At 75.1% G+C, this 24,852-nt stretch carries 17 protein-coding genes and 7 pseudogenes; 5 read left to right on the forward strand and 19 right to left on the reverse strand.

Translation table 11 applies throughout. From position 1 onward, the window contains the following. Positions 1–86: 86 nt before the first annotated feature. From AC1VL8_RS15600 to AC1VL8_RS15615, 4 genes and pseudogenes are all read right to left on the reverse strand, one after another. Positions 87–1,097, reverse strand: a pseudogene (locus tag AC1VL8_RS15600) (aconitase family protein); the annotation flags it as partial. Positions 1,098–1,201: 104 nt separating this feature from the next. Continuing rightward, positions 1,202–1,384, reverse strand: a complete 183-nt coding sequence (locus AC1VL8_RS15605; protein ID WP_389229707.1) for a translation initiation factor 2 — start codon at positions 1,382–1,384, stop codon at positions 1,202–1,204. 99 nt (positions 1,385–1,483) lie between these two features. After that, on the reverse strand, positions 1,484–2,767 hold the full coding sequence (locus tag AC1VL8_RS15610) for a class I SAM-dependent RNA methyltransferase (protein ID WP_483075802.1): 1,284 nt from the start codon (positions 2,765–2,767) through the stop codon (positions 1,484–1,486). Then, positions 2,757–4,760, reverse strand: a complete 2,004-nt coding sequence (locus AC1VL8_RS15615) for an APC family permease (RefSeq protein ID WP_483075803.1) — start codon at positions 4,758–4,760, stop codon at positions 2,757–2,759. Before AC1VL8_RS15615 ends, AC1VL8_RS15610 begins: the two co-directional genes overlap by 11 nt. A gap of 117 nt (positions 4,761–4,877) precedes the next feature. Here AC1VL8_RS15615 and AC1VL8_RS15620 point away from each other — a divergent pair. Then, positions 4,878–5,529: pseudogene (locus AC1VL8_RS15620) on the forward strand (potassium channel family protein). Beyond that, on the forward strand, positions 5,526–6,224 hold the full coding sequence (locus AC1VL8_RS15625; RefSeq protein ID WP_389229716.1) for a potassium channel family protein: 699 nt from the start codon (positions 5,526–5,528) through the stop codon (positions 6,222–6,224). Before AC1VL8_RS15620 ends, AC1VL8_RS15625 begins: the two are co-directional and overlap by 4 nt. On the opposite strand, the gene AC1VL8_RS15630 is transcribed toward AC1VL8_RS15625, so the two are convergent. The 4 genes from AC1VL8_RS15630 to dut form a co-directional block, all read right to left on the reverse strand. Beyond that, on the reverse strand, positions 6,133–6,870 hold the full coding sequence (locus AC1VL8_RS15630) for a DUF3159 domain-containing protein (RefSeq protein WP_389229719.1): 738 nt from the start codon (positions 6,868–6,870) through the stop codon (positions 6,133–6,135). The genes AC1VL8_RS15625 and AC1VL8_RS15630 overlap by 92 nt on opposite strands. Further along, on the reverse strand, positions 6,863–7,231 hold the full coding sequence (locus AC1VL8_RS15635; RefSeq protein ID WP_389229721.1) for an OB-fold nucleic acid binding domain-containing protein: 369 nt from the start codon (positions 7,229–7,231) through the stop codon (positions 6,863–6,865). Before AC1VL8_RS15635 ends, AC1VL8_RS15630 begins: the two co-directional genes overlap by 8 nt. A gap of 11 nt (positions 7,232–7,242) precedes the next feature. After that, positions 7,243–8,058: a DUF3710 domain-containing protein gene (locus AC1VL8_RS15640; RefSeq protein WP_483075804.1), complete on the reverse strand. Its 816-nt coding sequence runs from the start codon at positions 8,056–8,058 to the stop codon at positions 7,243–7,245. A gap of 74 nt (positions 8,059–8,132) precedes the next feature. Beyond that, positions 8,133–8,606, reverse strand: coding sequence for a dUTP diphosphatase (gene dut / locus AC1VL8_RS15645; RefSeq protein WP_483075805.1), 474 nt, complete (start codon positions 8,604–8,606; stop codon positions 8,133–8,135). Positions 8,607–8,646: 40 nt separating this feature from the next. On the opposite strand from dut, the gene AC1VL8_RS15650 reads away from it, so the two are divergent. Then, positions 8,647–9,195: a DUF3093 domain-containing protein gene (locus AC1VL8_RS15650; protein ID WP_483075806.1), complete on the forward strand. Its 549-nt coding sequence runs from the start codon at positions 8,647–8,649 to the stop codon at positions 9,193–9,195. Between the two features lie 42 nt (positions 9,196–9,237). Here AC1VL8_RS15650 and AC1VL8_RS15655 read toward each other — a convergent pair. The 3 genes and pseudogenes from AC1VL8_RS15655 to AC1VL8_RS15665 form a co-directional block, all read right to left on the reverse strand. After that, positions 9,238–9,538 (reverse strand): annotated as a pseudogene (locus AC1VL8_RS15655) (DUF4193 domain-containing protein). A gap of 124 nt (positions 9,539–9,662) precedes the next feature. After that, a pseudogene (locus tag AC1VL8_RS15660) lies at positions 9,663–10,458 on the reverse strand (inositol monophosphatase family protein). Between the two features lie 174 nt (positions 10,459–10,632). Beyond that, positions 10,633–11,433: a trimeric intracellular cation channel family protein gene (locus AC1VL8_RS15665; RefSeq protein ID WP_483075807.1), complete on the reverse strand. Its 801-nt coding sequence runs from the start codon at positions 11,431–11,433 to the stop codon at positions 10,633–10,635. A gap of 103 nt (positions 11,434–11,536) precedes the next feature. Here AC1VL8_RS15665 and sepH point away from each other — a divergent pair, with 103 nt between their 5' ends. Continuing rightward, on the forward strand, positions 11,537–12,652 hold the full coding sequence (sepH, locus tag AC1VL8_RS15670) for a septation protein SepH (RefSeq protein WP_483075808.1): 1,116 nt from the start codon (positions 11,537–11,539) through the stop codon (positions 12,650–12,652). Positions 12,653–12,706: 54 nt separating this feature from the next. Here sepH and AC1VL8_RS15675 read toward each other — a convergent pair whose 3' ends face one another. The 5 genes and pseudogenes from AC1VL8_RS15675 to AC1VL8_RS15695 all read right to left on the reverse strand — a co-directional run. Continuing rightward, positions 12,707–13,366 (reverse strand): thymidine kinase, encoded by a 660-nt coding sequence (locus AC1VL8_RS15675; RefSeq protein WP_389229740.1) that lies wholly within the window; start codon positions 13,364–13,366, stop codon positions 12,707–12,709. A gap of 24 nt (positions 13,367–13,390) precedes the next feature. Continuing rightward, positions 13,391–14,569 carry an alkaline phosphatase family protein gene (locus tag AC1VL8_RS15680; RefSeq protein ID WP_483075809.1) on the reverse strand — a complete coding sequence of 393 codons (1,179 nt, stop codon included), beginning with the start codon at positions 14,567–14,569 and terminating at the stop codon, positions 13,391–13,393. Positions 14,570–14,571: 2 nt separating this feature from the next. Next, positions 14,572–15,141, reverse strand: a complete 570-nt coding sequence (locus tag AC1VL8_RS15685; protein ID WP_389229746.1) for a DUF5998 family protein — start codon at positions 15,139–15,141, stop codon at positions 14,572–14,574. 159 nt (positions 15,142–15,300) lie between these two features. After that, positions 15,301–15,807, reverse strand: a complete 507-nt coding sequence (locus AC1VL8_RS15690) for an acetate--CoA ligase family protein (RefSeq protein WP_483076267.1) — start codon at positions 15,805–15,807, stop codon at positions 15,301–15,303. A 34-nt stretch (positions 15,808–15,841) separates the two neighbouring features. Further along, positions 15,842–18,151 (reverse strand): annotated as a pseudogene (locus AC1VL8_RS15695) (GNAT family N-acetyltransferase); the annotation flags it as partial. Between the two features lie 134 nt (positions 18,152–18,285). On the opposite strand from AC1VL8_RS15695, the pseudogene AC1VL8_RS15700 reads away from it, so the two are divergent. Next, positions 18,286–20,800: pseudogene (locus tag AC1VL8_RS15700) on the forward strand (DNA gyrase/topoisomerase IV subunit A). Between the two features lie 123 nt (positions 20,801–20,923). Here AC1VL8_RS15700 and AC1VL8_RS15705 read toward each other — a convergent pair. The 3 genes and pseudogenes from AC1VL8_RS15705 to AC1VL8_RS15715 all read right to left on the reverse strand — a co-directional run bounded on the left by AC1VL8_RS15705 (position 20,924) and on the right by AC1VL8_RS15715 (position 24,765). Continuing rightward, positions 20,924–21,415 (reverse strand): MarR family transcriptional regulator, encoded by a 492-nt coding sequence (locus tag AC1VL8_RS15705; protein ID WP_483075810.1) that lies wholly within the window; start codon positions 21,413–21,415, stop codon positions 20,924–20,926. Positions 21,416–21,431: 16 nt separating this feature from the next. Continuing rightward, positions 21,432–22,481 carry a GNAT family N-acetyltransferase gene (locus tag AC1VL8_RS15710; RefSeq protein ID WP_389229757.1) on the reverse strand — a complete coding sequence of 350 codons (1,050 nt, stop codon included), beginning with the start codon at positions 22,479–22,481 and terminating at the stop codon, positions 21,432–21,434. 90 nt (positions 22,482–22,571) lie between these two features. Then, positions 22,572–24,765: pseudogene (locus AC1VL8_RS15715) on the reverse strand (DNA gyrase/topoisomerase IV subunit B). Positions 24,766–24,852 lie beyond the last annotated feature (87 nt).

Raw genomic sequence — 24,852 nt, forward strand, 5'->3', positions numbered from 1 at the left:
TGGCGTACGCCTCGACGAGGGCGAAGCTGCTGCTCGGAGCGGCCGGTGAGCCGCAGGTAGTCGATGGTGACCTGGTCGACCGGGAAGATCGCGCAGGTGGAGCCGAACTCGGGGCTCATGTTGCCGATGGTCGCGCGGTTGGCCAGCGGCACCGCCGCGACGCCGTCGCCGTAGAACTCGACGAACTTGCCGACGACGCCGTGGGCGCGCAGCTGCTCGGTGATGGTGAGGACCACGTCGGTGGCGGTGACGCCGGACGGGATCTGCCCGGTGAGCTTGAAGCCCACGACGCGCGGGATCAGCATCGAGACGGGCTGGCCGAGCATCGCCGCCTCGGCCTCGATGCCGCCGACGCCCCAGCCGAGGACGCCGAGGCCGTTGACCATCGTGGTGTGGGAGTCGGTGCCGACGCAGGTGTCGGGGTAGGCGCGGCCGTCGCGGACCATCACGCCGCGGGCCAGGTACTCGATGTTGACCTGGTGCACGATGCCGGTGCCCGGGGGGACGACCTTGAAGTCGTCGAACGCCGTCTGGCCCCACCGCAGGAACTGGTAGCGCTCGTGGTTGCGCTGGTACTCGAGCTCGACGTTGCGCTCGAAGGCGTCGCGACGACCGGCGACGTCGATCTGCACGGAGTGGTCGATGACCAGCTCGGCGGGGGCGAGCGGGTTGATCCGGGCGGGGTCGCCACCGAGGTCGGCGACGGCCTCGCGCATGGTGGCGAGGTCGACGACGCAGGGCACGCCGGTGAAGTCCTGCATGATCACGCGGGCGGGCGTGAACTGGATCTCGGTGTCGGGCTCGGCGGCCGGGTCCCACGCGGCGAGCGCGCGCACGTGGTCGGCGGTGATGTTCGCGCCGTCCTCGGTCCGCAGCAGGTTCTCCGCCAGCACCTTGAGGCTGTACGGCAGCTTCTCGGTCCCGGGCACGGCGTCGAGCCGGAAGATCTCGTAGGACTCGTCGGCGACCTGCAGCCGGGACTTCGACCCGAAGCTGTCGACGCTGCTCACAGTGGGCTCTCCTTCGTTCGGCGAGTTCCGACCGGTTCTGGGCGTGCTGGGGGGCCGGTCGGCAAGTATCTTGACGTCAAGATACATCCTACCCCGGCGGGCCCCACGGAGCGACGCGCTCGGGCGTCACCCCACGGGACCGCGCCGGGGCGGAGGTCGGGTGGCGGAGCGGGTCGGCGACCCGCCCGGGATCACTGCTGGTCGAGCCCCTCGGCGGCGCGGCGCTCGCGCTCGACCGCCTTCTCGTGCTGCCGCGGGTCGTAGTCCGGGGTCCCCTGCTTGTGCAGCTCGGCCGTCGCGCGGCGGCTCGCCTCGGCCACGCGGCGCGTCGCCTCCGCGGCGGACTCGCGGTCGCCCTCGTGCGCTGTCGTCATCGTCGACTCCTTCCGGTCCCGACGCCCCGACCAGGGGCGTCCGCACCCACGCTAGGCCGCCGACCCCGCCCTGGCGAGCGGTCCGACGGCCCGGACCCGTCAGCGCTCGAGGACCGCGACCGCCTCGACGTGGTGCGTCATCGGGAACAGGTCGTACCCGGTGACGGAGGTCAGGGCGTAGCCCTCCTCCGCCAGGTACGCCACGTCGCGCGCGAGGGCGGCCGGGTCGCACGCGACGTAGACGACGCGCGACGGCGCGAGGCCTGCGACCGCGCGCACCACGTCCCGCCCGGCGCCGACCCGCGGGGGGTCGAGCACGACGGCGTCCGCCCCGGACCCGGCGGTCCCGCCGGCGAGGACGCCCGCGACGTCGCCGGCGTGCAGCTGGACCTGGGGACGGTCGTGGGCGTTGCGCCGGGCGTCCTTGACCGCCCGGGCGTCGCCCTCGACGGCGACGACGGTGCCGCGCTCCCCCACGGCGTCGGCCAGCGGCAGCGTGAACAGGCCCGCGCCGGAGTACAGGTCCAGCACGGTGCCGTCCGCGACGTCGCCGACCGCGGCGAGCACGGCGGCGGTGAGCGCGGCGGGCGCCTCGCGGTGCACCTGCCAGAACCCGGCGGCGGCCACGCGGTACGCCCACTCCCGCTCGCCGACGCGCACCTGCTCGCGCACGGCGCTGCGGGCGTTCGGACGGGGGTCGACCTTGCCGCGGCGCAGGTCGAACGGCTGGTCGTCGACGAGCACCATCGGGGCGTCGCCGCCCGCGGGGGCGACGGCCTCGATCCGCACACCGGGCGTCCAGCGCCGGCCGAGGAGGTCGAGCTCGGCCAGGGCGTCGCTCATCAGCGGCATCCGGTCGACGGGCACGACGTCGTGCGACCGGAACCGGCGCATCCCGGCACGGCCCTCGCGGTCGGCGAGGAACCCGACGCGGGTCCGCCAGCCCAGGCCACCGGCCTCGTCGTCGCCGGGCAGCGCCAGGACGGGGACCTCGCGCTCGACCTTCGCGAGCCGCTGCAGCTGCTCGACCAGGACGGCGGACTTCCACGCGCGCTGGGCGTCGAGCCGCACGTGCGCGAGCTCGCCGCCACCGACCCCGCCGGGGCCGGCCTCCTCCCAGGCGGACGGGACGCGGTCCGGCGAGGCCTCGAGGACCTCGACGGCGTCGGCGCGCCAGAACGACGCCTTCGCGCCGGCGTCGGTGATCCGCGCGCGGACGCGCTCGCCCGGCAGGGTGTGCCGCACGAACACGACCCGGCCCGGCCCGTCCTCACCGGGGGCCCGCAGCCGGGCGACGCAGTGGCCGCCGTGGGCCACCGGCCCGATCTCGAGCTCGACCAGGTCGCCCTCGCGCGCCGCCGCGGCGCTGCGCTCAGAGGCCACGGGACGTCGTCCTGCGCACGTGCTCTTCCATACCGGTCTGGCCTTCCGTCGACGCGAGCTGCCACGGCACCGAGGCCACCACCACACCGGGGGTGAACAGGAGCCGGCCCTTGAGCCGCAGGGCGCTCTGGTTGTGGAGCAGCTGCTCCCACCAGTGGCCCACGACGTACTCGGGGATGTACACGACCACCAGGTCCCGCGGGCTGTCCCGCCGGATCGAGCGGACGTAGGTGATGATCGGGCGGGTGATCTCCCGGAACGGGGAGTCGAGGATCCGCAGCGGGACCGGCAGGTCCATCGCCTCCCACTGCGCGCGCAGGGCCTGCGCCTCCTCCGGGTCGACGCCGACGGTCACGGCCTCGAGCACCTGCGGGCGGGACGCGCGGGCGTAGGCGACGGCGCGCATCGTCGGCCGGTGCAGGTGCGAGACGAGCACGATCGCGTGCACCCGGCTGGGCAGGGCGCGGGCGGCGGACAGGTCGTCGCCGAGCGCGAGCTCGTCGCGGACCCGGTCGTAGTGCCGGCGGATGCCCTGCATGCCGATGAACACGATGATCATCGCGAGGATGGCGATCCACGCGCCGTGCGTGAACTTCGTCAGCAGCACGATGACCAGCACGGTCGCGGTCATCCCGAAGCCGATCGCGTTGATCACCCGCGACCGGACCATCTGCCGGCGCCGGTCGGGGTCGGGCTGGGTGCGCAGCTCGCGGGTCCAGTGCTTGATCATCCCGAGCTGGGACAGCGTGAAGGACACGAAGACGCCGACGATGTAGAGCTGGATCAGCCGGGTGACCTGGGCGTCGAACGCGATGATCAGCGCGATGGCGCCGGCGGCCAGCGCCAGGATGCCGTTCGAGAACGCGAGCCGGTCGCCGCGGGTGTGCAGCTGGCGCGGCAGGTAGCCGTCCTTGGCGAGGATCGACCCGAGCACCGGGAACCCGTTGAACGCGGTGTTCGCGGCGAGGACGAGGATCAGGCCGGTGACCACGGCGACGAGGTAGAACGCCGGCGGGAACGACGCGAAGACCGTCTGCGCGAGCTGCCCGATCACCGGGTCCTGGACGTAGTCCGGCCCGACGGGCACGCCGTCGCGCAGCAGCTGCGTCGCCGGGTCCTCGACGTAGTGGATACCCGTGAGGTTCGCCAGCGTGAGGATCGACATGATGAGGAACACCGACAGCGAGCCCAGCAGCAGCAGCGTCGTCGCGGCGTTGCGGGACTTGGGCTTGCGGAACGACGGCACGCCGTTGCTGATCGCCTCGACGCCCGTGAGCGCCGCGGAGCCGGACGCGAACGCCCGGAGGACGAGGAACGCGCCGGCGGCCCCCATCAGGCCCTGGTCGAGCCCCTCGGCGGGGACGATCGTCAGATCGTGCGTGGCGGCCTGGTCCAGGTTGCCCGTGAGGTACTGCACGAAGCCGACGACGGCGGTGCTGCCCACGGCGATCATGAACAGGTAGACGGGGATCGCGAACGCGCTCCCGGACTCCCGGACGCCGCGCAGGTTCGCGAGGGTCAGCAGCACCACCACGGCCACGGCGAACAGGGCCTCGTGCCCCCGCAGCGCGGGCAGCGCGGACGCCGCGTACTGCGCCCCGGACGACACCGACACGGCGACCGTGAGCACGTAGTCCACGAGCAGCGCGCTGGCGACCGTGACACCGGCCCTGGGCCCGAGGTTCACCGTGGCGACCTCGTAGTCGCCGCCACCCGACGGGTACGCGTGCACGTTCTGCCGGTACGACGCGATCACCGTGACCATGACGATCACGACGGCGAGGCCGACCCACGGCGAGATCATCGTCGCGCCCACGCCGGCGAGCGCCAGCGTCAGCAGCACCTCGTCCGGTGCGTACGCGACGGACGACAGCGCGTCGGAGGCGAAGATCGGGAGCGCGATGCGCTTCGGGAGGAGGGTGTGCCCCAGGTTCTCGCTGCGGACCGGTCGGCCCAGCAACAAGCGTTTGGCGGCATCCGCGAGGTCCGGCACGAGGGACCATGCTAGGCCCGCGCGCGCCGATCCGGTGCACGCGCGACCACCGGGACCGAGGTGGTGCACGCGCGGCCCGCGCTAGGTATAGCGTTCCGCGTTGTGCACTTCGTCATCATGGGCTGCGGCCGGGCCGGCGCGACGCTCGCGCAGTCGCTCGAGAGCCACGGCCACTCCGTCGCGGTGATCGACCAGAACCCCGACTCGTTCCGTCGGCTCGAGGCCGACTACGCCGGCAGCAAGGTCACCGGGCTCGGCTTCGACCGGGACACGCTGCGCCAGGCCGGCATCGACGACGCGTTCGGGTTCGCGGCGGTCTCGGACGGCGACAACTCCAACATCCTGGCGGCGCGCGTCGTGCGCGAGACGTTCGGGATCGAGAACGTCGTCGCGCGGATCTACGACCCGCACCGCGCGGAGATCTACCAGCGGCTCGGCATCCCGACCGTCGCGACGGTGCGCTGGACCGCCGACCAGGTGCTCCGCCGGCTGCTGCCGATGGGCGCCACCAGCCAGTTCACCGACGCCTCCGGCAAGATCCAGCTTCTCCGAGGTGGACGTGCACGAGGGCTGGATCGGCAAGCCGCTGCGCGCGCTCGAGGAGGCCGCCGGCGCCCGGGTCGCGTACCTCACCCGCTACGGCGACGGGTTCCTGCCCGACGCCCAGACCGTCCTGCAGGAGAACGACATCGTGCACCTGCTGCTGCGCGCCGAGGACTCGTCCGCCGTCGAGCGCACCGTCACCGCCGCCCCGGAGGTCCAGGCATGAGGGTCGTCATCGCCGGCGCCGGGTCGGTCGGCCGGTCCATCGCGCGCGAGCTGCTCGCGAACCAGCACGAGGTCACGCTGATCGACCGCCAGCCGTCCGCGATGCGCGTCGCGCAGGTCGCCGACGCCGACTGGCTGCTGGCCGACGCGTGCGAGCTGCCCACGCTCACCCAGGCGCGCACGGACGAGTGCGACGTCGTGGTGGCCGCGACCGGCGACGACAAGGCGAACCTCGTCATCTCGCTGCTCGCGAAGACGGAGTACGGCGTGCCGCGCACGGTCGCGCGGGTCAACAACCCGAAGAACGAGTGGATGTTCGACGAGGCGTGGGGCGTCGACGTGGCCGTGTCCACGCCGCGCATCATGACGGCGATGATCGAGGAGGCCGTCTCCGTCGGCGACCTGGTGCGGATCTTCACGTTCCACCAGTCCGGCGCGGACATCCTCGAGATCACGCTGCCCGAGGACTCCCCGCTGGCCGGCGTGCTCGTCGGTCAGATCGAGTGGCCCGCCGACACCGTGCTCGCGTGCGTGGTCCGCGACGACCGCCCGTTCTCCCCCAGCCCGGACGACACCCTCGAGGGTCGCGACGAGCTGCTGTTCGTCACGGGGCGGGAGGCGTCGGAGGAGGACCTGGCCGCGCTGCTGTCGTCCCGCGCACCAGGATCCAGCTCAGCCACAGCAGCAGAGCGGTGAGCGGGACGCCCATCACGAGCTTCGCGGTGCCGAGCCAGGCCACCTCGCCCGCGAGGTAGAGCGGCAGCTGCACCGCGAGGCGCAGCGCGAACATCCCGGCCCACAGCCACGTGACCCACGTGTACCGGCGGCGCAGCTCCGCGTCCCGGCGCCACGCGAACGCACCGGCCCACGACCCGTCCGGCTGCAGCGGGCCGTCCGCCCGGAACAGGCCGAGCACGACGCCGACCAGCGGCCAGCCCACGAGCGCCGACACGGCGAACGGCAGCAGGTACGCGCCGTTGACCAGCAGGCCCCACAGGTAGAAGTCCTCCGCCTGCCCCGTGCGCGCGGCGACGACGGCGCCGATCACGATGCCGACGGCACCGGACAGGGCCTGCGTCACGGGGGTGCGCTGCACCAGCCGGGCGACGACGGCCACGACCACCGCCGCGACGGCGGCGACGAGCGCGGGCCGCAGCTGCTGGCCGCTCGCGATGAACACGACGACGAACAGCAGGCCCGGCGCCACGGACTCGACGACGCCGCGCACGCCGCCGACCGAGTCCGCGAACGAGAACTGCTCGGCCTCGATCGCGCGCATCCCGCGGGCAGGTGCGCCGTCGGGGCCCGACGAGCCCGGACCGGCCGGCGTCGGGTCACTCACCGGGTCGGGGCCGCAGCTCGTAGCGCGGGTTGAACATGGACCGGCGGCCGTCGCGGGTGCAGACCAGGCCCTCGACCTTGAGCCGGCGGCCGGGCTCGACGCCGGCGATCTCGCGGCGCCCCAGCCAGACCAGCACCAGGTTGCCGCTGCCGTCGTACAGCTCGGCCTCGAGCGCGGGCACGCCCTGGCGCGGCCGCAGCACGACCGAGCGGATGACACCCGACACCTTGACGCGGCGGCGCTCCGCGGTCTGCGCGACCGGCGTGCAGCCGGTCGCCTTGACCGCGTCGACGCGCTCCTCGTCGGCCTCGACCTCCTCGCGGGAGGCTACCGCCTTGCGCAGGCTCTCGCGCAGCGACACGGGGGACATGGTCAGCGGATCTCCGTGATCTCGGGGCCGCGCGTCAGCGGGTCGAACTCGCCGGGCGCGGGGGTCGCCCCGGCGGGCGCACCGTCGGCGGCGGTGCCGTCGGCGGGCGTGCCGGGCTGGGGGGTGATGCCCTGCTGGTCCGAGGGCAGCGTGAGCGCCAGGAGGTCGCGCGGGGCGCGTGCCTCGGTGCCGCGGACGACGACGGTCCGGCGGAACACGTCCTCGAGCTGGGCGGCGGCGGCCTCGTCGACCGCGGCGCGGCCGGTGATGACACCGCGCAGGAACCAGCGCGGGCCGTCGACCCCGACGAACCGCGCGGGCCGGTGACCGGTGCGGCCCTCGGGGGTGCGCACGGGGAGCCGCGCGAGCAGCTCGCGGCCGAACGGGCCGGGGACGTCGTCGACGGCCCCGCCCTGCTTGGCGACGGACTCGCCGATCTCGGCGCGGATCTCGTCCCAGATGCCGTCGCTGCGCGGGGCGGCGAACGCCTGCATCTGCAGGGTCGACCCGTCGAGCGTCACGCCGACCGCGGTGACGGTGCCCGACTTCTTGTCGATCTCCATCCGCAGCTCCATGCCGTGCACCCCGGGCAGCCGGAGCGCACCGAGGTCGACCCGGGGGCCGGCCGGCACGTCCTCCTGCGCGTCCCACGGGCCGGCGGACCGGTCCGGGACGGGCGACGACGGTGCGTCGTCCGCGACGACGTCGGTCGTCCCGGCGTCTGCCGCGCGGTCGGCGGTGTCCTCGGGGGCGTCGACGCCGCCCGCGGTCTCGTCCTGGGCGGTACGACCCTTCGCACCGCGCCGGAATAGCGCCACCCTCAGTCCCTTCCACAGGTCGCCCGCTGCGCGGGCGCGAACACGATCACAGTAGTCCGCCCGGTCCGACGGACCTAGCGGGGCGCGTCGGCGGCCTGCCAGCCGCCGCTCGACCCGAAGCCGCCCGCGCCCCGCACGGAGTCCGGCAGGGCGTCCGCCGGCACGAACGTCGCGCGCTCGACCCGCTGGACCACCAGCTGCGCGATCCGGTCGCCGCGGTGCAGCACGACGGGCTCGCGGGCGTCGGTGTTGAGCAGCGTCACGGCGATCTCGCCGCGGTAGCCGGCGTCGACCGTGCCGGGCGCGTTCACGATCGTCAGGCCGTGCCGGGCCGCGAGACCGGACCGCGGGTGCACGAACGCGGCGTACCCCTCGGGCAGGGCGATGGCGATCCCCGTCGGCAGGGTCGCCCGCTCTCCCGGCTCGAGGGTCGCGTCCACCCGGGTCACCAGGTCGGCGCCCGCGTCACCGGGGTGCGCGTAGGCGGGGACCGGGAGGCCCTCGTCAAGGCGCTGGAGCAGGATGGTCAGGGGCTCGTCGTGCGTCACGGTCCCCGACAGTACCGGGACCGAGTGGGACGATGGGGGCGTGCCGACCACTCAGCCCCCGCCCCCGCCCGCCTTCGACGAGCGGCTCTGGCCGTCCCCCGCCGGCTGGGTCGCGGTGCCCGCCCTCGGGCTGATGGCCGCGATCGTGCTGTGGCCCGTGAGCCACGTCGCGGGCCTGGTCGCCGGGTGCGTCGCCCTCGTCGCGGCGACGGCCGGGGCGGTGCGGCTGGCGACCCGCGTGCGGGTGGCCGACGGCGAGCTGCACGCCGGCGACGCTCACATCCCGGCCACGCTGCTGCGCGCTCCCCGGGCGCTCGACGCCGACGCGACCCGGCACGCGCTGGGGCCGGGGTTCGACGCCCGCGCCCACGTGGTGCTGCGCGGCTGGGTCCGCACGGCCGTGGTCGTGGAGGTCGCGGACCCCGCCGACCCGACGCCGTCGTGGCTGGTCTCGACCCGCCGGCCCGAGGACCTGGTGCGCGCGCTGGTCGCCGCTGGCGCTGTGGGCGCTGCGCCCGAGGCGCCGGCCGCGGGTCCCGCCGGGGACGACGACGCCGGCCGACCCACGGGGGCACGGCCGGCGTCGTGACGGCTGGTGCGGGCGCGCCGGGGGGCGCGTCCGGACGGCGGCTCAGGCAGCGCACTCCGAGCAGACGGGCATGCCGTCCTTCTCGTAGGCCAGCTGGCTGCGGTGATGGACCAGGAAGCACTTGGAGCAGGTGAACTCGTCGGCCTGGCGCGGGAGCACCCGGACGGAGAAGCTCCTCGCCGGAGAGGTCCGCGCCCGGGAGCTCGAACCCTTCGGCCGCTTCGGTCTCGTCCTCGTCCACCACGCCCGAGTTCTTGTCGGAGCGCCGGGCCTGGAGCTCCTGCAGCGAGTCCTCGCTCAGGTCCTCCTCGGTCTTGCGCGGGGCGTCGTAGTCGGTTGCCATGAGGTGGGGTCACGCTCCGTCAGGTCGGTGATGGCGTACGCGGGATCAAGTCGTCCGGGTGGACGTTTGTTCCCGTCGGGCGCCCCGGATTGTGCCTCATTTCGGCGGCCGGTGCGAGCCCGGCTCAGTCGTCCGCGTCGGCGCCGAGGTCGGCGAGGATCGCCGCGAGCTCCGCGACGGTCTCCGGCGGGCCGACGACGGACATGTCCCGGCTCGCCGCACGGCCCCGCAGACCCGTGACGAGCGCCCCGGCCTCGCGGGCGACGACCTCCCCCGCGGCGAGGTCCCACGGGTTCAGGCCCCGCTCGTAGTGCAGGTCGAGCGACCCCTCGGCGACCCGGCACAGGTCCAGCGCGGCCGACCCGATCCGGCGGATGTCCCGCACCCGCGGCAGCAAGCTCGGCGAGCACCCGCCCCTGCACGCGCCGGCGCTCGGCCCGGTAGCCGAACCCGGTGCCGACCAACGACGTCGCCAGCGGGCGCGCGGGGTTCACGGCGAGGCGCTCCCCGTCGCGGTACGCCCCGAGCCCGTGACCCGCGGTGTAGGTGCGGCCGCCGACGACCGCGTGCACGCACCCGGCGACGACGGTCCACCGCTCCGGGTCCGGCTCCCCCACGACGACCCCCACCGAGACCGCGTACGCGGGGACGCCGTAGAGGTAGTTGACCGTCCCGTCGACGGGGTCCAGCACCCAGGTGAGCCCGGAGGTGCCGGGCAGGTCGTCGCCCTCCTCGCCGAGCACGGCGTCGTCCGGGCGGAGCCGGGCGAGCAGCTCGCGCAGGTGCGCCTCGGACGCGAGGTCCATCGCGGTGACCGGGTCGACGTCGCTCGACTTGGTCGCGGCCACCTGGACCCGAGCGGGCCGGGTGGCCCGGATCAGGTCGCCGGCGGACCGGGCGACCTGCTCGGCGACGGCCATCAGGGCCCGGACCTCGTCGGCGCCGGGCAGCGGCGCGGACGTCGTGGCGGCAGTGGCGGCAGTGGCGGCAGTGTCGGCAGTGGGGGCGGGATCGGTCGGTCGGTGCTCAGGTGCGCTCGTCACCCCGCCATCCTGCCGGACGAGGTCGTCGGGGCGGGGCCGGGCGGAGCGGGGTCAGCCCTCGCCGGGACCGTGCGCGCCACGGCGCCGGAGCCGGGCGACCCAGCGCAGCAGCGGCGCGGGCTCGTCGGACGCGGGACCGCGCGGCCGACGCCGGCCGCGGGCGTCGCGCTCGACCCGCCCGGCGCGGGCCGCCCGACCCGAGCGTCCAGCGCGCCCGATCCGCACGGTGCCCGGGTCCCACGGCCCGGGTGCCTGGATCCGGAACCGCAGGGCGACGAGCCGCATCACGAGGACCGCGACGACCGCGGCGACCTCGGTCCCAACGGTCAGCGCCTCCTCCCGCCACAGCACCGCCACGAGCACCGCCCCGAGCAGGGACGGGATCGCGTACAGCTGGCGGTGGTGCAGCACGACGGGCACCTCGCCGCACAGCAGGTCGCGCAGCACGCCGCCGCCGACCCCCGTGATGACGCCCGCGCAGACGGCCGCGGTGGCCCCGGTGCCGTACTCGAGCGCCTTCACCGTGCCGACGATCGTGAACAGCGCGAGGGCGCCCGCGTCGAGCACCAGGACCAACCGCCGCAGCCGGCCGAGCCCGGGGTGGGCGGCCCACGTCACCAGGCCGGCGGCGCACGCGGTGGCGACGAACTCGCCCTGGGCGATGCCGACGGGCGGCACGGCGCCGATCAGGACGTCGCGCAGGATGCCGCCGCCGAGGCCCGCGACCCACGCCAGGACGACGATGCCGAAGATGTCGAAGCCCTTGCGGACCGCGGCGAGGCCGCCGGACAGCGCCCCCACGAAGACGCCCAGCAGCTCGAGCACGGGTTGCATGGGGAAGTCGTCGAGCACAGGGGTGATCATGGCAGGGCGCGGAGTTCGGCGGCGCGACCCGCGAGCCTCCCCGCGTTCGGGAGAGCGCGATGGCAGTCTCGTCGCGACGATGGGAGATGTGATGGCTGAGCTCGAGCTGATCGGACTGCACGAGGACGGGGAACACCTCGTGCTCGCCGCGGCCGACGGGCAGCGCTACCGGCTGCACATCGACGAGCCGCTGCGCGCGGCCGTGCGCCGCGACCGCCCGCAGCTGGAGCAGATCCGCGCGGAGCAGTCCGGTGTGCCGAGCCCGCGCGAGATCCAGGCCCGCGTGCGCGCCGGTCGCTCCGCGGAGCAGATCGCCGACGAGACGGGCACCACCGTCGAGCACGTCCGTCGGTTCGAGGGCCCCGTGCTCGCCGAGCGCGAGTTCGTCGCCGAGCAGGCGCGCGGCACCCGGGTGGGCCGCGACGTCGGCGCCCCCGTCCTGGGCGACCTGGTGGTCGACCGCCTGGCGGCCCGCGGGGTGGACCCGGCCGGGGTCACCTGGGACGCGTACCGCGAGACCGGCGGCGGCTGGACGGTCGTCGCCCGGTTCCGCGTGGAGGACGACGCCCGCGAGGCGCGCTGGTCCTACGACGCGTCGACCCGCTCCGTGCACGCCGAGGAGGACGAGGCCCGCTGGCTGTCCGAGACGGAGATCGCCGACGGCCCCGTGCCGCGCCGGCACCTGTCCGCGGTCCGCGACGTCGTGTTCGACGTGGACGCCGACGTGCGGCCCGTCCTCGCGGCGGTCGACGGACCCGCGTCCCTCCCCCAGCACCGCGAGCAGGACCAGGACCCGGCGGACGACCTGCGCGCCACCCACGAGCTGCTGGACGACCTGCGGGCCCGGCGCGGCGTCCGCCAGACGCTGGACCTCGAGGACGACGGCGACGAGGAGTTCCCGGGCTTCGGCCCGCAGCACGCGTTCGACTTCGGCCAGCTCGACGGCCCGGAGATCCCCGGCTCCCACCCGGTGGAGGCCGACGCCACCGCCGACGCGCGGATCTACCCCGCCCCTGCCCGGAACCGTCCCGCCGCGGACGAGCCGGACACCCCGGTCGCCCTCGAGCCCGGTGAGCGCGTCCCCGACGAGCGCCCGACCCCGGCCGCCGAGGAGCGCGAGGCGCGACCCCGCAGCGGCGGCAGCCGGCGCGCGCGCCCGAAGGTGCCGAGCTGGGACGAGATCGTCTTCGGCGCCAAGCCGGAGTAGCCGGGCCGGAGCGGCGGGCCGGTGCAGCCGGGGCCCGTGCAGCCGGGCTCGGGCTCAGTCCTCGGCGAGCATGTCCAGCGTCTGGGGGGACATCGAGCCGGCGTGCGACGACAGCGCCGTGACCTGCAGCCGGTGGTGCCGCCGGCACAGCACCTCGTAGCCGACGGCGTCGTCGTCCGCGGCGACCGCCACGTCACCGATCACCACCTGCTCGCCCTCGACGACCATCACGCCGTGCACCGTTCGGGCGTTGTGGGTCGCGCGCGCGCCGCACCAGCACAGGGCCTGCACCTGCAGCGTCTCCACCCGGTCGGCCAGGGCGAGCAGCCGCGCGGACCCCGCGAACAGCCGCGTCCGGAAGTCGGTGGTGATGCCGAACGCGAACACGTCCACGTCGAGGTCGTCCACCACCCGGCCGAGCTGCTCGACCTGCGCGGCGGAGTAGAACTGCGCCTCGTCGCAGATCAGGAAGTCCACGGCCTCGCCGCGGGTGCGCCGGGCGACGACCTCGTCCCAGAAGTCCGTCGCGTCGGTGACCTCGTGCGCCGGGACGGACAGCCCGAGGCGCGAGGACAGCCGGTGCTCGCCGGCGCGGTCGTCCCGGGTGAACAGCACCCCGCCCCGCCCGCGGGCGGTGTGGTTGTGGTGCATCTGCAGCGCCAGGGTGGACTTGCCGCAGTCCATCGTGCCGCAGAAGAAGACCAGCTCGGCCACGCTCTCCTCGTTCCGTCGTGCGGGTCAGGTGTGCACGGCGAGCAGCGGGACGCGCAGCTCCGCCGTCGTCAACGAGCCGTGCACGCCCACGAGCTGCATCGACGCGGGCGTCTGCGTCCGGGAGTCGACGACCGTGGCGCGGCCTGCGGTCGCCACGACCAGGTCCCCCAGCAGCGGCTCGACGTGGGCGGACACGGGGCCGAACAGGCCCGCACCCACGGCCTGCGCGCGGGTCAGGACCACGGCCGCGTCGCCGAGCACGTCGGTCCACCGCGCCGCGACGACCTCGGGGTCGGCGTCCGGCACGAGGTGCACGTGCAGGGCGCGCGGCTCCCCCGCGACCAGCGCGACGTCCGCCGCCAGCGCGGGGTCGGTGCCCACGTCCCAGCGCCGCTGCGGGTCGACGTCGACCATCCCGTGGTCCGCCGTGACGACGACCGAGGCGCCCCCGGGGAGCAACCGGACCAGGCGGCGCAGCTCGCCGTCGAGGGCCTCGAGCTGGTCCCCCCACTGCCAGGAGCCGACGCCCTCGTGGTGCCCGGTCTTGTCGACGTCGCCCCAGTACAGGTACACCAGGCCGGGCTCGCGCAGCAGCCGGAGCGCGGCGTCCACCCGGTCGGGCAGCGACTCGGCGGCGCGGTACCCGCCGCCGCGCAGGGCCGCCTCGGTCAGCCCGGAGCCCATGAACTTGCGCGGGCCGACGGTCGTGACGGTGACGCCGTGCGCGACCAGGGACTCGAAGACGGTCCGCTCGCGCTGCCACTCGCGCGCGGGGCCGAGGCCGTCCCACGACACCATGTTCGCGAGCCGGCCGTCGCGCGGGTTGCGCACCGTGTAGCCGACCAGACCGGTGCGGCCGGGGTTGGTGCCCGTGCCGAACGACCCCATCGACGCGGCGGTGGTGGACGGGTAGCCGGCGGACAGCACCTGCGCGCCGTCGAGCAGCGACCGCAGGAACGGCGCGTGGCCCGCGCGCTCGGCCAGGTTCTCGTACCCGAGGCCGTCGACCAGGACGACGCACACCCGGTGCGTGCTCGGCAGCCCGAGCTGCGCGCGCCGCGCGGCACCACCGTCGACCGGGACGCCCAGGGCGTCGGCGACGGCGGGCAGCAGGCCGGACAGGGACGGGCCGTCGTAGTCCGGCGGGACCAGGCCCGCGTCCGCGAGCCGGGCGGGGACGGTGGTGGACGCGGCAGCCGTCATCGTCAGCGGGCGCTCGCCGCGGACAGCCGCCGGGCGAAGGCCACGGCGTCGCGCACGGCACCGGCCCCCTCCGCCACGGCGCTGACGCGCACGACGACGTCGTCCGGGGTGAGCGTGCCGGTCAGGCCGTGGTCGGCGTCGCACTGCGGGTCCGCGCAGGTGGCCGGCTCGAGGTCCACGCGGGAGACGGCGCCCCAGCCGATCGCCAGGGTGAGCTCGGTGGCGGGCTGGCCCGGGGTGTGCTGCTCCGGCGTGCCGATCACGTGCGTCAGCGCGACGGAGCGGAGCTCGGAGAGCGGGACGGCCTCGGTGGTGGCGGCGGCGCTGGCCGACGGGTGCTCGCTGTCGGCCGGGTGGTCGTCGACGTGCGCGACGACCAGGCGCGTCGGGGTCAGCGCCAGGACGGTGACGTGCCGGCGGACCTCCGCGGCGTCGAACGTCGTCTCAGGGTGCACGAGGTGCGCCAGGACGGGCTCGTCCGCCAGGGCGACGTCGAGGACGTCCGCCACCAGGTCGGGGTAGTACCCGGCGCGGTGCAGGTCACGGATCAGGTCGGTCGACGGTGCAGGCACCCGGACATCCTCCCACCCGGGGGGCGCAGCCGTCACACACCGGCCCGGGGGCCACGTCGGGCACCGGCCCGTAGGCCACGTCGGGCACCGGGCCGGGGGTCACGCCGGGCGGGGTCGGGTCGGGTCGGGCGGGGTCGGGTCGGGCGGGTCGGGCGCGGCTCACACCGGGAGCGCGCGCCGCGGCCCGTCCGCGCGGACCGCCGCCGCGCCGACACGGGCGGTGGCCCCGAGGACGTACGCCCCGCGCTCGGCGACGACGACGGGGTTGAGCTCCAGCGCGAGCATCTCCGGCAGCTGGTCGGCGAGCACCGACACGCGGGCGAGCACGTCCTCGAGCGCGTCGACATCCAGGGGCGGCACGCCGCGGTAGCCGAAGAGGCGCGGCGAGGACCGCGGCGCGCGCACCATGTCGGCGACGTCCACGTCGGTGAGCGGTGGCACGGCGTACGCGACGTCGCCCAGCAGGTCCGTGGTGTCGCCGCCCAGCCCGAAGCCCAGCACCGGGCCGAACAGCGGGTCCTCCGACGAGCGGATCAGGCAGGCGACGCCGTGCGGTGCCATCGCCTGCACCTCGAGCGGCGCCCGACCGGGCTCGGGCTCGTGCCCGCCCGCGAGCGCCAGGACCTGCGCGACGTCGGCCCGCAAGCTCGGCGGCGTCGTGCACATCGAGCCGCACCCCGCCGAGGTCGGACCGGTGGCGCAGTGCGGGCACGGTGGACTTGAGCGCCACGGGCCAGCCGAGCCGGTCCGCCGCGGCGACGGCCTCGTCCGCGTCGTGCACGCCCACCGCGGGGAACACGCGGACGCCGGCCTGCGCGAGCAGCTCGGCGGTCCGCGCCGGCCCGAGGTCGAGCGAGGCGGGACCGCCGGCCTCGGCGAGCCAGCCGTCGACGAGCCGCCGCGCCTCGCGGGCGTCGATCCCCTCGGGGTGCACGAGCCGCCCCCGGTCGGCGGACCGCCACGTCGCGTACCGGACCGCCTGGCCGAGCGCGAGCACGGCGTCCTCGGGCGTCGTGTACGCGGGGATGGTCCGCAGCCGGCCGTCGGCACCGGGCGCGGTGAGCGCGGGGGTCGATCCGTGCAGCCCGAGCAGGCAGGCGACCGACGTGCGCCCGGAGTCCGCGGCGTGCCGCGCGAGGGCGCCGGCGACCCGGTCGTCGCGCGGCCCGACCGTCGGGACGTGCACGGTGACGACGACGTCCACGTCCGGGTCGGCGTACACGTCGCGGAACACGCGCTCGACGCGGTCGTCGTCGGCGTCCTCGGGCAGGATCGCGGGCGCGCGCTCCACGAGCAGGCCGGCGGCGTGCGCGGCCTCGGACACGAGCGCCGCCATCGCGGACGAGGACGCCACGACGGCGGCGCGCCGGCCGGGCGGCAGCGGCTGGAGCGCGAACAGCTGCGCCACCTCGAGCATCTGGTGGGTGTTGTCGACCAGGACGACGCCCGAGCGCCGCATCACCTCCTCGAGCGTGTGCCGGGAGGTCTGGGTCGGGCGCACGGCGTGGCCCGGGGGCACGACGTGCCCGGACCGCCCCGCGGTGACGACGACGACCGGCTTCACGGCCGCGAGCCGGCGGGCGACGCGGGAGAACTTGCGCGGGTTGCCGATGGACTCGAGGTAGAGGGCGACGACGTCGGTGCTGTCGTCGTCCTGCCAGAACTGCATGAGGTCGTTGCCCGACACGTCCGCGCGGTTGCCCGCGGACACCAGGTGCGCCAGGCCGAGGTGCCGGCGGCGGACCGAGCCGAGGATCGACACGGCGGTCGACGCCGACTGGCAGAACAGGCCGATCCGGCCCGCGGGCGGCGGGTCCTCGGTGAGGGAGGCGTTGAGCAGCCCGCCGGCGGCGTGCGCGAGCAGCCCGTACGACCGGGGACCCACCACCCGCAGCCCCGCGGCGTGCGCGGCCCGCAGCAGGGCGCGCTGCAGCGCGAGGCCCGTCGGACCCTGCTCCGCGTAGCCGCCGGACAGCACGACCACGCCGCGCACCCCGAGCCGGCCGAGGGACCGGACCGCGACGACGGCCTCGGACGAGGGCATCGCGAGCACGGCGAGGTCGACGGGGCCGGGGACGTCGTCGAGCGTCGCCCAGTACCGGACCCCGTCGCGCGGCACGGGGGCGCCGGGGCCTTCAGCAGCGTCGGGGACGTCGGGGCCTTCTGGGCCGTCGGCTCCGGGCGCGATCCGCCCGACCACGTGCACCTGGACCGGCCGCTCGTCCCCGCCTGCGGGGGTCACCGCGCCGGTCCGGTCCTCGGGCTGGTCGCCGCGCCCGCCCCCGGCGAGCAGGTCTCCGAGCACCCGGGCCGCGCGACGGTCCTCCAGCGACCCCGGCTCGGCCGTCGACGACCCGAGCACGACCACCGACCGCGCGGTCAGCAGCCCCTGCACGCTGCGGGCCTCGGCCGACCGCTCGCGCGCCATCATCACGGCGAGGGACCGGTCCGTGGGGTCGATGTCGAACCCCACGGTGACCACGCCGTCGTCGAGCCGCTGCTGGGGCGAGTACCCGGCCTCGCGGAACACGGCGATCATCCGGCCGTTCTGGGGCAGCACCTCGGCGGTGAACCGTCGCACGCCGCGCTCGCGCGCCGCGGCCGCGAGGTGCTCCAGCAGCACGGACCCGAGCCCGCGGCCGTGGTGGGCGTCGGCGATGTTGAACGCGACCTCGGCCTCCTCGGGGCCGACCTTGTCGTAGCGCGCGACGCCGATGATCGCGTCGTCCGCGGTGACGGCCACGAGCGCCACGCGGTCGCGGTGGTCGACGGTGGTGAACCGGGCGAGGTCGCGGTCCGGCAGCCGCTCGAGCGGCGCGAAGAACCGCAGGTACGTGGACGCCTCGGACTGCCCGACGTGGAACGCCTGGAGCGCGTCGGCGTCGTCGGGGCGGATGGGCCGGATGTGCGTGGTGCTGCCGTCGCGCAGCACGACGTCCGCCTCCCAGCCGGCCGGGTAGGGCTCACCTGCGGCGCCGTGCGCCTGCGCGTCTGCGGTCCCCTGAGCCATGCCCACGAGCCTAACGTCGCACCTGCCGCGCGTCGTGGTCGTCCACAGCCCCGGTCTGCGGGGACAATGGGCGCCGTCCCCCGCCCGGCCCGCCGGGCACCGCCCCACCCCGACCGAACGGGAGCCGCATCCGCATGGCGCGCCGCAGCAGCACCCCCGACCTCCCGCCGGAGGACGTCGCCGAGCGCATCGTCGACATCGACGTCACCAGCGAGATGGAGGGCTCGTTCCTCGAGTACGCCTACTCCGTCATCTACTCGCGCGCCCTCCCGGACGCGCGCGACGGCCTGAAGCCGGTGCAGCGCCGCATCCTGTTCCAGATGCACGACATGGGCCTGCGCCCGGACCGCGCGCACGTGAAGTCCGCGCGCGTGGTCGGCGAGGTGATGGGCAAGCTGCACCCGCACGGCGACACCGCGATCTACGACGCGATGGTCCGCATGGCCCAGCCGTTCTCGCTGCGCCTGCCGCTGGTCGACGGGCACGGGAACTTCGGCTCGCTCGACGACGGGCCGGCCGCCCCCCGGTACACCGAGGCCCGGATGGCGCCCGCCGCGCTGGCGATGACGGCCGGCCTGGACGAGGACGTCGTCGACTTCGTCCCGAACTACGACAACAAGCTGACCCAACCCGGCGTGCTGCCCGCGGCGATCCCGAACCTGCTCGTCAACGGCGCGTCCGGCATCGCGGTCGGCATGGCCACCAACATGGCCCCGCACAACCTGGTCGAGGTCGTCGCCGCGGCCCGCCACCTGGTGCTGCACCCGCAGGCCACCCTCGACGAGCTGATGCGGTTCGTCCCCGGCCCGGACCTGCCGAGCGGCGGCAAGATCATCGGCCTCGACGGCGTGCGCGACGCCTACCGCACGGGCCGCGGGGCGTTCAGGACCCGGGCCACCGCGCGGATCGAGAACGTCACGCCGCGGCGCAAGGGCATCGTCATCACGGAGCTGCCGTACACGGTCGGCCCGGAGAAGGTCATCGAGAAGATCAAGGAGGGCGTGCAGTCCAAGAAGCTTCTCCGGCATCTCCGACGCGCTCGACCTCACCGACCGCCAGCACGGCCTGCGCCTGGTCATCGAGGTCAAGACCGGCTTCGACCCCGACGCGGTGCTCGAGCAGCTGTACCGGTACACCCCGCTCGAGGACTCGTTCTCCATCAACAACGTCGCGCTCGTCGAGGGCCAGCCCCGCACGCTCGGGCTGCGGGACCTGCTGCAGGTCTGGGTCGACCACCGGATCAGCGTGGTGCGGCGGCGCAGCGAGTTCCGGCTGCGCAAGCGGCTCGAGCGGCTGCACCTGGTCGAGGGCCTGCTCGTCGCGATCGTCGACATCGACGAGGTCATCCAGGTCATCCGGTCCTCCGACGACGCGGACACCGCGCGCACCCGCCTGCGCGACGTGTTCGACCTGTCCGAGCCGCAGGCCGAGTACATCCTCGAGCTGCGCCTGCGCCGCCTGACCCGGTTCTCCCGCATCGAGCTGGAGAAGGAGCGCGACGAGCTCACCGAGCAGATCGCCGCCCTGCGCGCGATCCTCGGCGACGAGGCGCTGCTGCGGACGACGGTGTCCGACGAGATGGCCGAGGTCGCCGCGACGTACGGCACCCCGCGCCGGACCATCCTGCTGGAGTCCGCCGGTGGCGGGGTCACCGCCGCCGAGGGCGCGCCCGCGCCCCGGTCCGGCCGGTCCGCCCCCGCGCTGTCGCTCGAGATCGCCGACACGCCCTGCTACGCGCTGCTGTCCGCGACCGGCCTGGTGGCCCGCACCGGCAGCACCGACGTGCAGCTGCGCCCGGCACCCGACGCCCGACGGTCCCGGCACGACGTCCTCGCGGGCACGGTCGCGACGAGCGTGCGCGGCGAGGTCGGCGTGCTCACCTCCCGCGGCGTGGTGCGCAAGGTCTCCGTCCTGGACCTGCCCGCGCTGCCGCCGACCGACGGCGCCCCGAACCTGTCCGGCGGGCTGCCGCTGACCGAGCTGCTGGCGCTGGACAAGGGCGAGCGCGTCGTCGGCCTGGTGTCCGTGGCGGCGGACGCCCCGACGCTCGCGATCGGCACCGCGCAGGGCGTCGTCAAGCGCGTCACCCCCGGCGAGCCGCCGGCCAACCGCGACTCGTGGGAGGTCATCGGGCTCAAGGACGGCGACGAGGTCGTCGGCTGCGCGGCCGTCGGCGAGACCGACGAGCTGGTGTTCGTCACCTCGGACGCCGCGCTGCTGCACTTCGCGGCCTCGGCTGTGCGACCGCAGGGCCGGCCCGCGGGCGGCATGGCGGGCATCAAGCTCAGCGCCGGCCAGCGGGTCGTGCACTTCGGGGCGCTGCCCGAGCAGGCCGCGGCCGGGACCGAGGAGGACGGCGGGCCGGTCGTGGTGACGGTCGCCGGGTCGTCCGACGCGCTGCCCGGCACCCAGTCCGGCAGCGCCAAGGTCACGCCGTTCAGCCGCTACCCCGGCAAGGGCCGCGCGACCGGCGGTGTGCGCGCGCACCGGTTCCTCAAGGGCGAGGACACCCTGCTGCTCGCCTGGGTCGGTGCCGCTCCCGCCCGGGCCACGGGGTCCGGCGGCCAGCCGGTGGAACTGCCGGAGCTCGACGACCGCCGCGACGGCTCGGGCCAGCCGCTGGCCGCCCCGGCGCTGGCCGTCGGCTGACCCCCGTCTCGGCGCGCCCCGCGGCGCGCCGAGACAGGTCCGCGGCCTCGACTCAGGACGTCCGGAGGCCCTGACTCGACGCGGCGGACCTGTCTCGGCGGGCGGGTCCGGGCGCGACGCGGCTCAGCGCGCCCGGCCCGACTCCGCGATGCGCGCGCGGACCAGGGCCGACACCTCGACGAGCGCCCGGACCTGGGTCTCGTCGAGCGGCGCGAGCAGCAGCTCGCGGACCAGGGCGCGCCGGGTCTGCTGGGCCGCCACCGCCGCGGCGGTCCCCGCCGCGGTGAGGCCGACGACGGTCCCCCGCGCGTCCGAGCGGTCGCGGGCGCGCGTGACCAGGCCGCGGGTCTCCATCCGCCGCAGCTGGTGCGAGACCCGGCTGTCCTGCCACTCCGCCGCCGCCGCCAGGTCCTTCGCGCGCAGGCCGGGCTCCCCCGCGGCCAGCAGCGGCTCGAGCAGCTCCAGGTCCGCCACGGAGACCCCGGCGTCGGCCCCGAGGCCGCGCTCCAGCGCGGTGAACATCTCCCGGGACAGCCCGAGGTACATCCGCCACGTCGTGTCCTCGTCGACCGGACCCACGGCGACCCGCTCGCGACCGTCCTCCACTGCCGTCATGGCCCACAGCGTAGGGCTACACCTCGATCGAGTAGAGGACGGAGCCGTGGGTGACCTCGTAGCCCAGCCGCGCGTACAGCCCGTGCGCGCCCGAGGGGTTCGCGGTGTCGACGTCCAGCTCGGCGTACTCCATGCCGTCCGCGCGGAACGACCGCATCGCCGCCTCGAGCAGCGCGACGGAGACGCCCCGGCCGCGCCACGCCCGGCGGACACCGAGCAGCTCGGTGTACCCGGACGTGTAGCCCGCCACCGGCCAGTCCTGCTCGTACCGTCCCGCGACCGTGTAGCCGACGACCTCACCCGTGGCCTCGTCCACCGCCACGTGGCTCCACTGCGGGGCGAACATCGCCCGGCCGACCTGCCAGGACTCGGGTGTGCGCGGCTCGCTCCCCCAGTGGTCGGCGAACGCCTCGTTGTGCGCCAGCCGCACCGCGTCGTCGAGATCGTCGGACCAGGGCACGATCCGCACCCCCTCGGGCGCGCGGACCTCCGGCAACGGCTGGGCCAGGTCGCGCCGCATGTCCGTGTAGTACCGGATCGGCGTGTACCCGGCGGCGGTGTACAACGCCCGCGCGTCGTCCCGGTGGTCCTCGAGGTACGCGGCGATGCGGCCGGGCACGTCCTTGCCGGACGCGGCGAGCTTCTGCCGGGCGCGCGCCGTGCCCCACGCCACGAGCGACCGACCGACGCCCCGGCCGCGCCATCGCGGGTCGACACCGCCGCTGACGTGCACCCGCACGGTGCGGACGTCTCCGGGCGGAGCCTCGGTGGTCACCCACGCGCGCAGCGCGCCGTCGGCGTCCACACCGACGCGCGAGTCGGCGACCGGGTCCTTCCAGTCCCCGTCGAACCACTCCTCGACCTCGACCTGGCTGGTCCGGAACGGCTGGGCGTCGAACTCCTCGACCCGGGCCACCAGCGTGGCCAGCGCGGGTGCGTCCCCGCGCGCGAGCGGGCGCCACGCGAGACCGGTCGCGGTGGGATCCGGCTCCGGCAGCGCGTCCGGCGCGGCGGCGCGCTCGGCGATCGGCGTGGTCGTGCGGGTCGCGTCGTCGGTCTCAGGCATGACGTCCACGGTGCCGGAGCCCGCGCGACCTGTCACGCGCAAAACCCCGACCGGCGTCCGCCGCGGGGGTCGGGCGCGCGGCGTGCGGGGTCAGGCGTCGATCTGCGACGCGTCCAGGCTGGACGACCCGGCCACGATGAAGTCCTTGCGCGGGGCCACGTCGGACCCCATCAGGAGCTCGAACGTCTCCTCCGCGCTCCGGACGAGGGCGTCCGCGGACTCGGCGGCCGGGAGGGTGACACGCCGCAGCGTGCGGTGCCGCGGGTCCATCGTGGTCTCCGCGAGCTGGTCGGCGTCCATCTCCCCCAGGCCCTTGTAGCGCTGGATGTCGTCCTTGTAGCGCTTGCCGGCCTTGTCGAGCTTCTTCAGCGTCGCCGCGAGCTCGGCCTCGGAGTACGTGTAGACGTACTCGTTCTTGCGGCTGCCCGCGCCGATGACCTCGATGCGGTGCAGCGGCGGCACGGCCGCGTAGACCCGGCCGGCCTCGACCAGCGGGCGCATGTACCGGAAGAACAGCGTGAGCAGCAGGGTGCGGATGTGCGCGCCGTCGACGTCGGCGTCGGTCATCAGCACGACCTTGCCGTACCGGCGCGCGTCGAGGTCGAACGTGCGCCCCGAACCCGCCCCGAGCACCTGGATGATCGCCGCGCACTCCGCGTTGCGGAGCATGTCGGAGACCGAGGCCTTCTGGACGTTGAGGATCTTGCCGCGGATCGGCAGCAGCGCCTGGAAGTCCGAGGACCGCGCGAGCTTCGCGGTGCCCAGGGCGCTGTCGCCCTCGACGATGAACAGCTCGGTGCGGTCGACGTCGTCGCTGCGGCAGTCGGCGAGCTTCGCGGGCAGCGAGGAGGACTCCAGCGCCGTCTTCCGACGGGAGATCTCCTTCTGCTTGCGCGCCGACACGCGGGCGCGCATCTCCCCCACGACCTTGTCGAGCAGCAGCGCCGACTGCGCCTTGTGCTCGCGCTTGGCCGAGGTCATGATCGCCGCGAAGCTCGGTGTCCACGACCTTCGCGACGATGCCGCGCACGGGGGCGGTGCCCAGGACCTCCTTGGTCTGGCCCTCGAACTGCGGCTCGGCCAGGCGCACGGTCACGACCGCGGTGAGGCCGGCGAGGACGTCGTCCTTCTCGATCCGGTCGCCGCCGTCCTTCGCGGAGATCTTCAGCCGGCGGGCGTTCGCCTCGACCTGCTTGCGCAGCGTGCGCAGCAGCGCGGTCTCGAAGCCCGCGAGGTGGGAGCCGCCCTTGGGCGTGGCGATGATGTTGACGAAGGTGCGGACCTCGGTCTCGTAGCCCGTCCCCCAGCGCAGCGCCACGTCGACCTCGCAGTCGCGCTGCACCTCCTGCGGGGACATGTGCCCGCGCGCGTCGAGGACGGGCACCGTCTCGGTGAACGAGCCCTGGCCGGTGAGGTGCCATGTGTCCGTGACCGGGGCGTCCGGCGCGAGGAACTCCGCGAAGTCCACGGTGCCGCCGTCGTGGCGGAACACCTCCTCCGTCGGGCCGTCCGCACTGGGGGTGCCCGGCAGCCCGCGCTCGTCGCGCACGGTGATCGTCAGGCCGGGCACGAGGAAGCTGGTCTGCCGCGCCCGCGTCACGAGCTCGTCGTACGAGAACACCGCCGACGTCGGGAACACGTTCCGGTCCGCCCAGTAGCGGATGCGCGTGCCGGTGCGGCCCTTCGCGACCTTGCCGACGACCTGCAGCTCCGACCGCGCGACGAACGGCTCGAACGGCGACTCCGGGCTGCGACCCGCGGCGTCGTCGAAGACACCCGGCTCGCCGCGGTGGAACGTCATCCGGTGCGTCTTCCCGCCGCGGTCCACCTCGACGTCCAGGCGCGAGGACAGCGCGTTCACGACGGACGCGCCGACGCCGTGCAGACCGCCCGACGCGCCGTAGGAGCCGCCACCGAACTTGCCGCCCGCGTGCAGCTTGGTCAGGACGACCTCGACGCCCGTCAGGCCGGTCTTCGGCTCGACGTCCACCGGGATGCCGCGACCGGTGTCGCGGACCTCGACCGAGGAGTCGGCGTGCAGCACGATGTCGATCCGGTTGCCGTGGCCGGCGAGGGCCTCGTCGACGGAGTTGTCGATGATCTCCCACAGGCAGTGCATGAGGCCGCGGGAGTCCGTGGACCCGATGTACATGCCCGGGCGCTTGCGGACGGCCTCGAGCCCCTCCAGGACGGAGAGGTGGCGAGCGGTGTAGCTGGACTCGGCGGATGCGGTCGACACGAGGCCCGAGCGTAATCGCTCCCGCCGACAGTCCCCGGCTGCCATGCCGCGCGCGGCGGTCGAACCTCTGCTTCCGGTGCGCCCCGTGTTGCCGGGGTGTGACGGCGGGGTGACATCGGCTTCGCGGTGAGC

Source organism: Cellulomonas sp. KU4C (assembly GCF_056868065.1).

Coding starts and splice junctions, on each gene's coding strand:
- AC1VL8_RS15605 (WP_389229707.1), bottom strand. CDS start 1,384: ATGACGACAGCGCACGAGGGCGACCGCGAGTCCGCCGCGGAGGCGACG.
- AC1VL8_RS15625 (WP_389229716.1), top strand. CDS start 5,526: ATGAGGGTCGTCATCGCCGGCGCCGGGTCGGTCGGCCGGTCCATCGCG.
- AC1VL8_RS15705 (WP_483075810.1), bottom strand. CDS start 21,415: ATGACGGCAGTGGAGGACGGTCGCGAGCGGGTCGCCGTGGGTCCGGTC.
- AC1VL8_RS15690 (WP_483076267.1), bottom strand. CDS start 15,807: ATGTGCACGACGCCGCCGAGCTTGCGGGCCGACGTCGCGCAGGTCCTG.
- AC1VL8_RS15680 (WP_483075809.1), bottom strand. CDS start 14,569: ATGACGGCTGCCGCGTCCACCACCGTCCCCGCCCGGCTCGCGGACGCG.
- sepH (WP_483075808.1), top strand. CDS start 11,537: ATGGCTGAGCTCGAGCTGATCGGACTGCACGAGGACGGGGAACACCTC.
- AC1VL8_RS15710 (WP_389229757.1), bottom strand. CDS start 22,481: ATGCCTGAGACCGACGACGCGACCCGCACGACCACGCCGATCGCCGAG.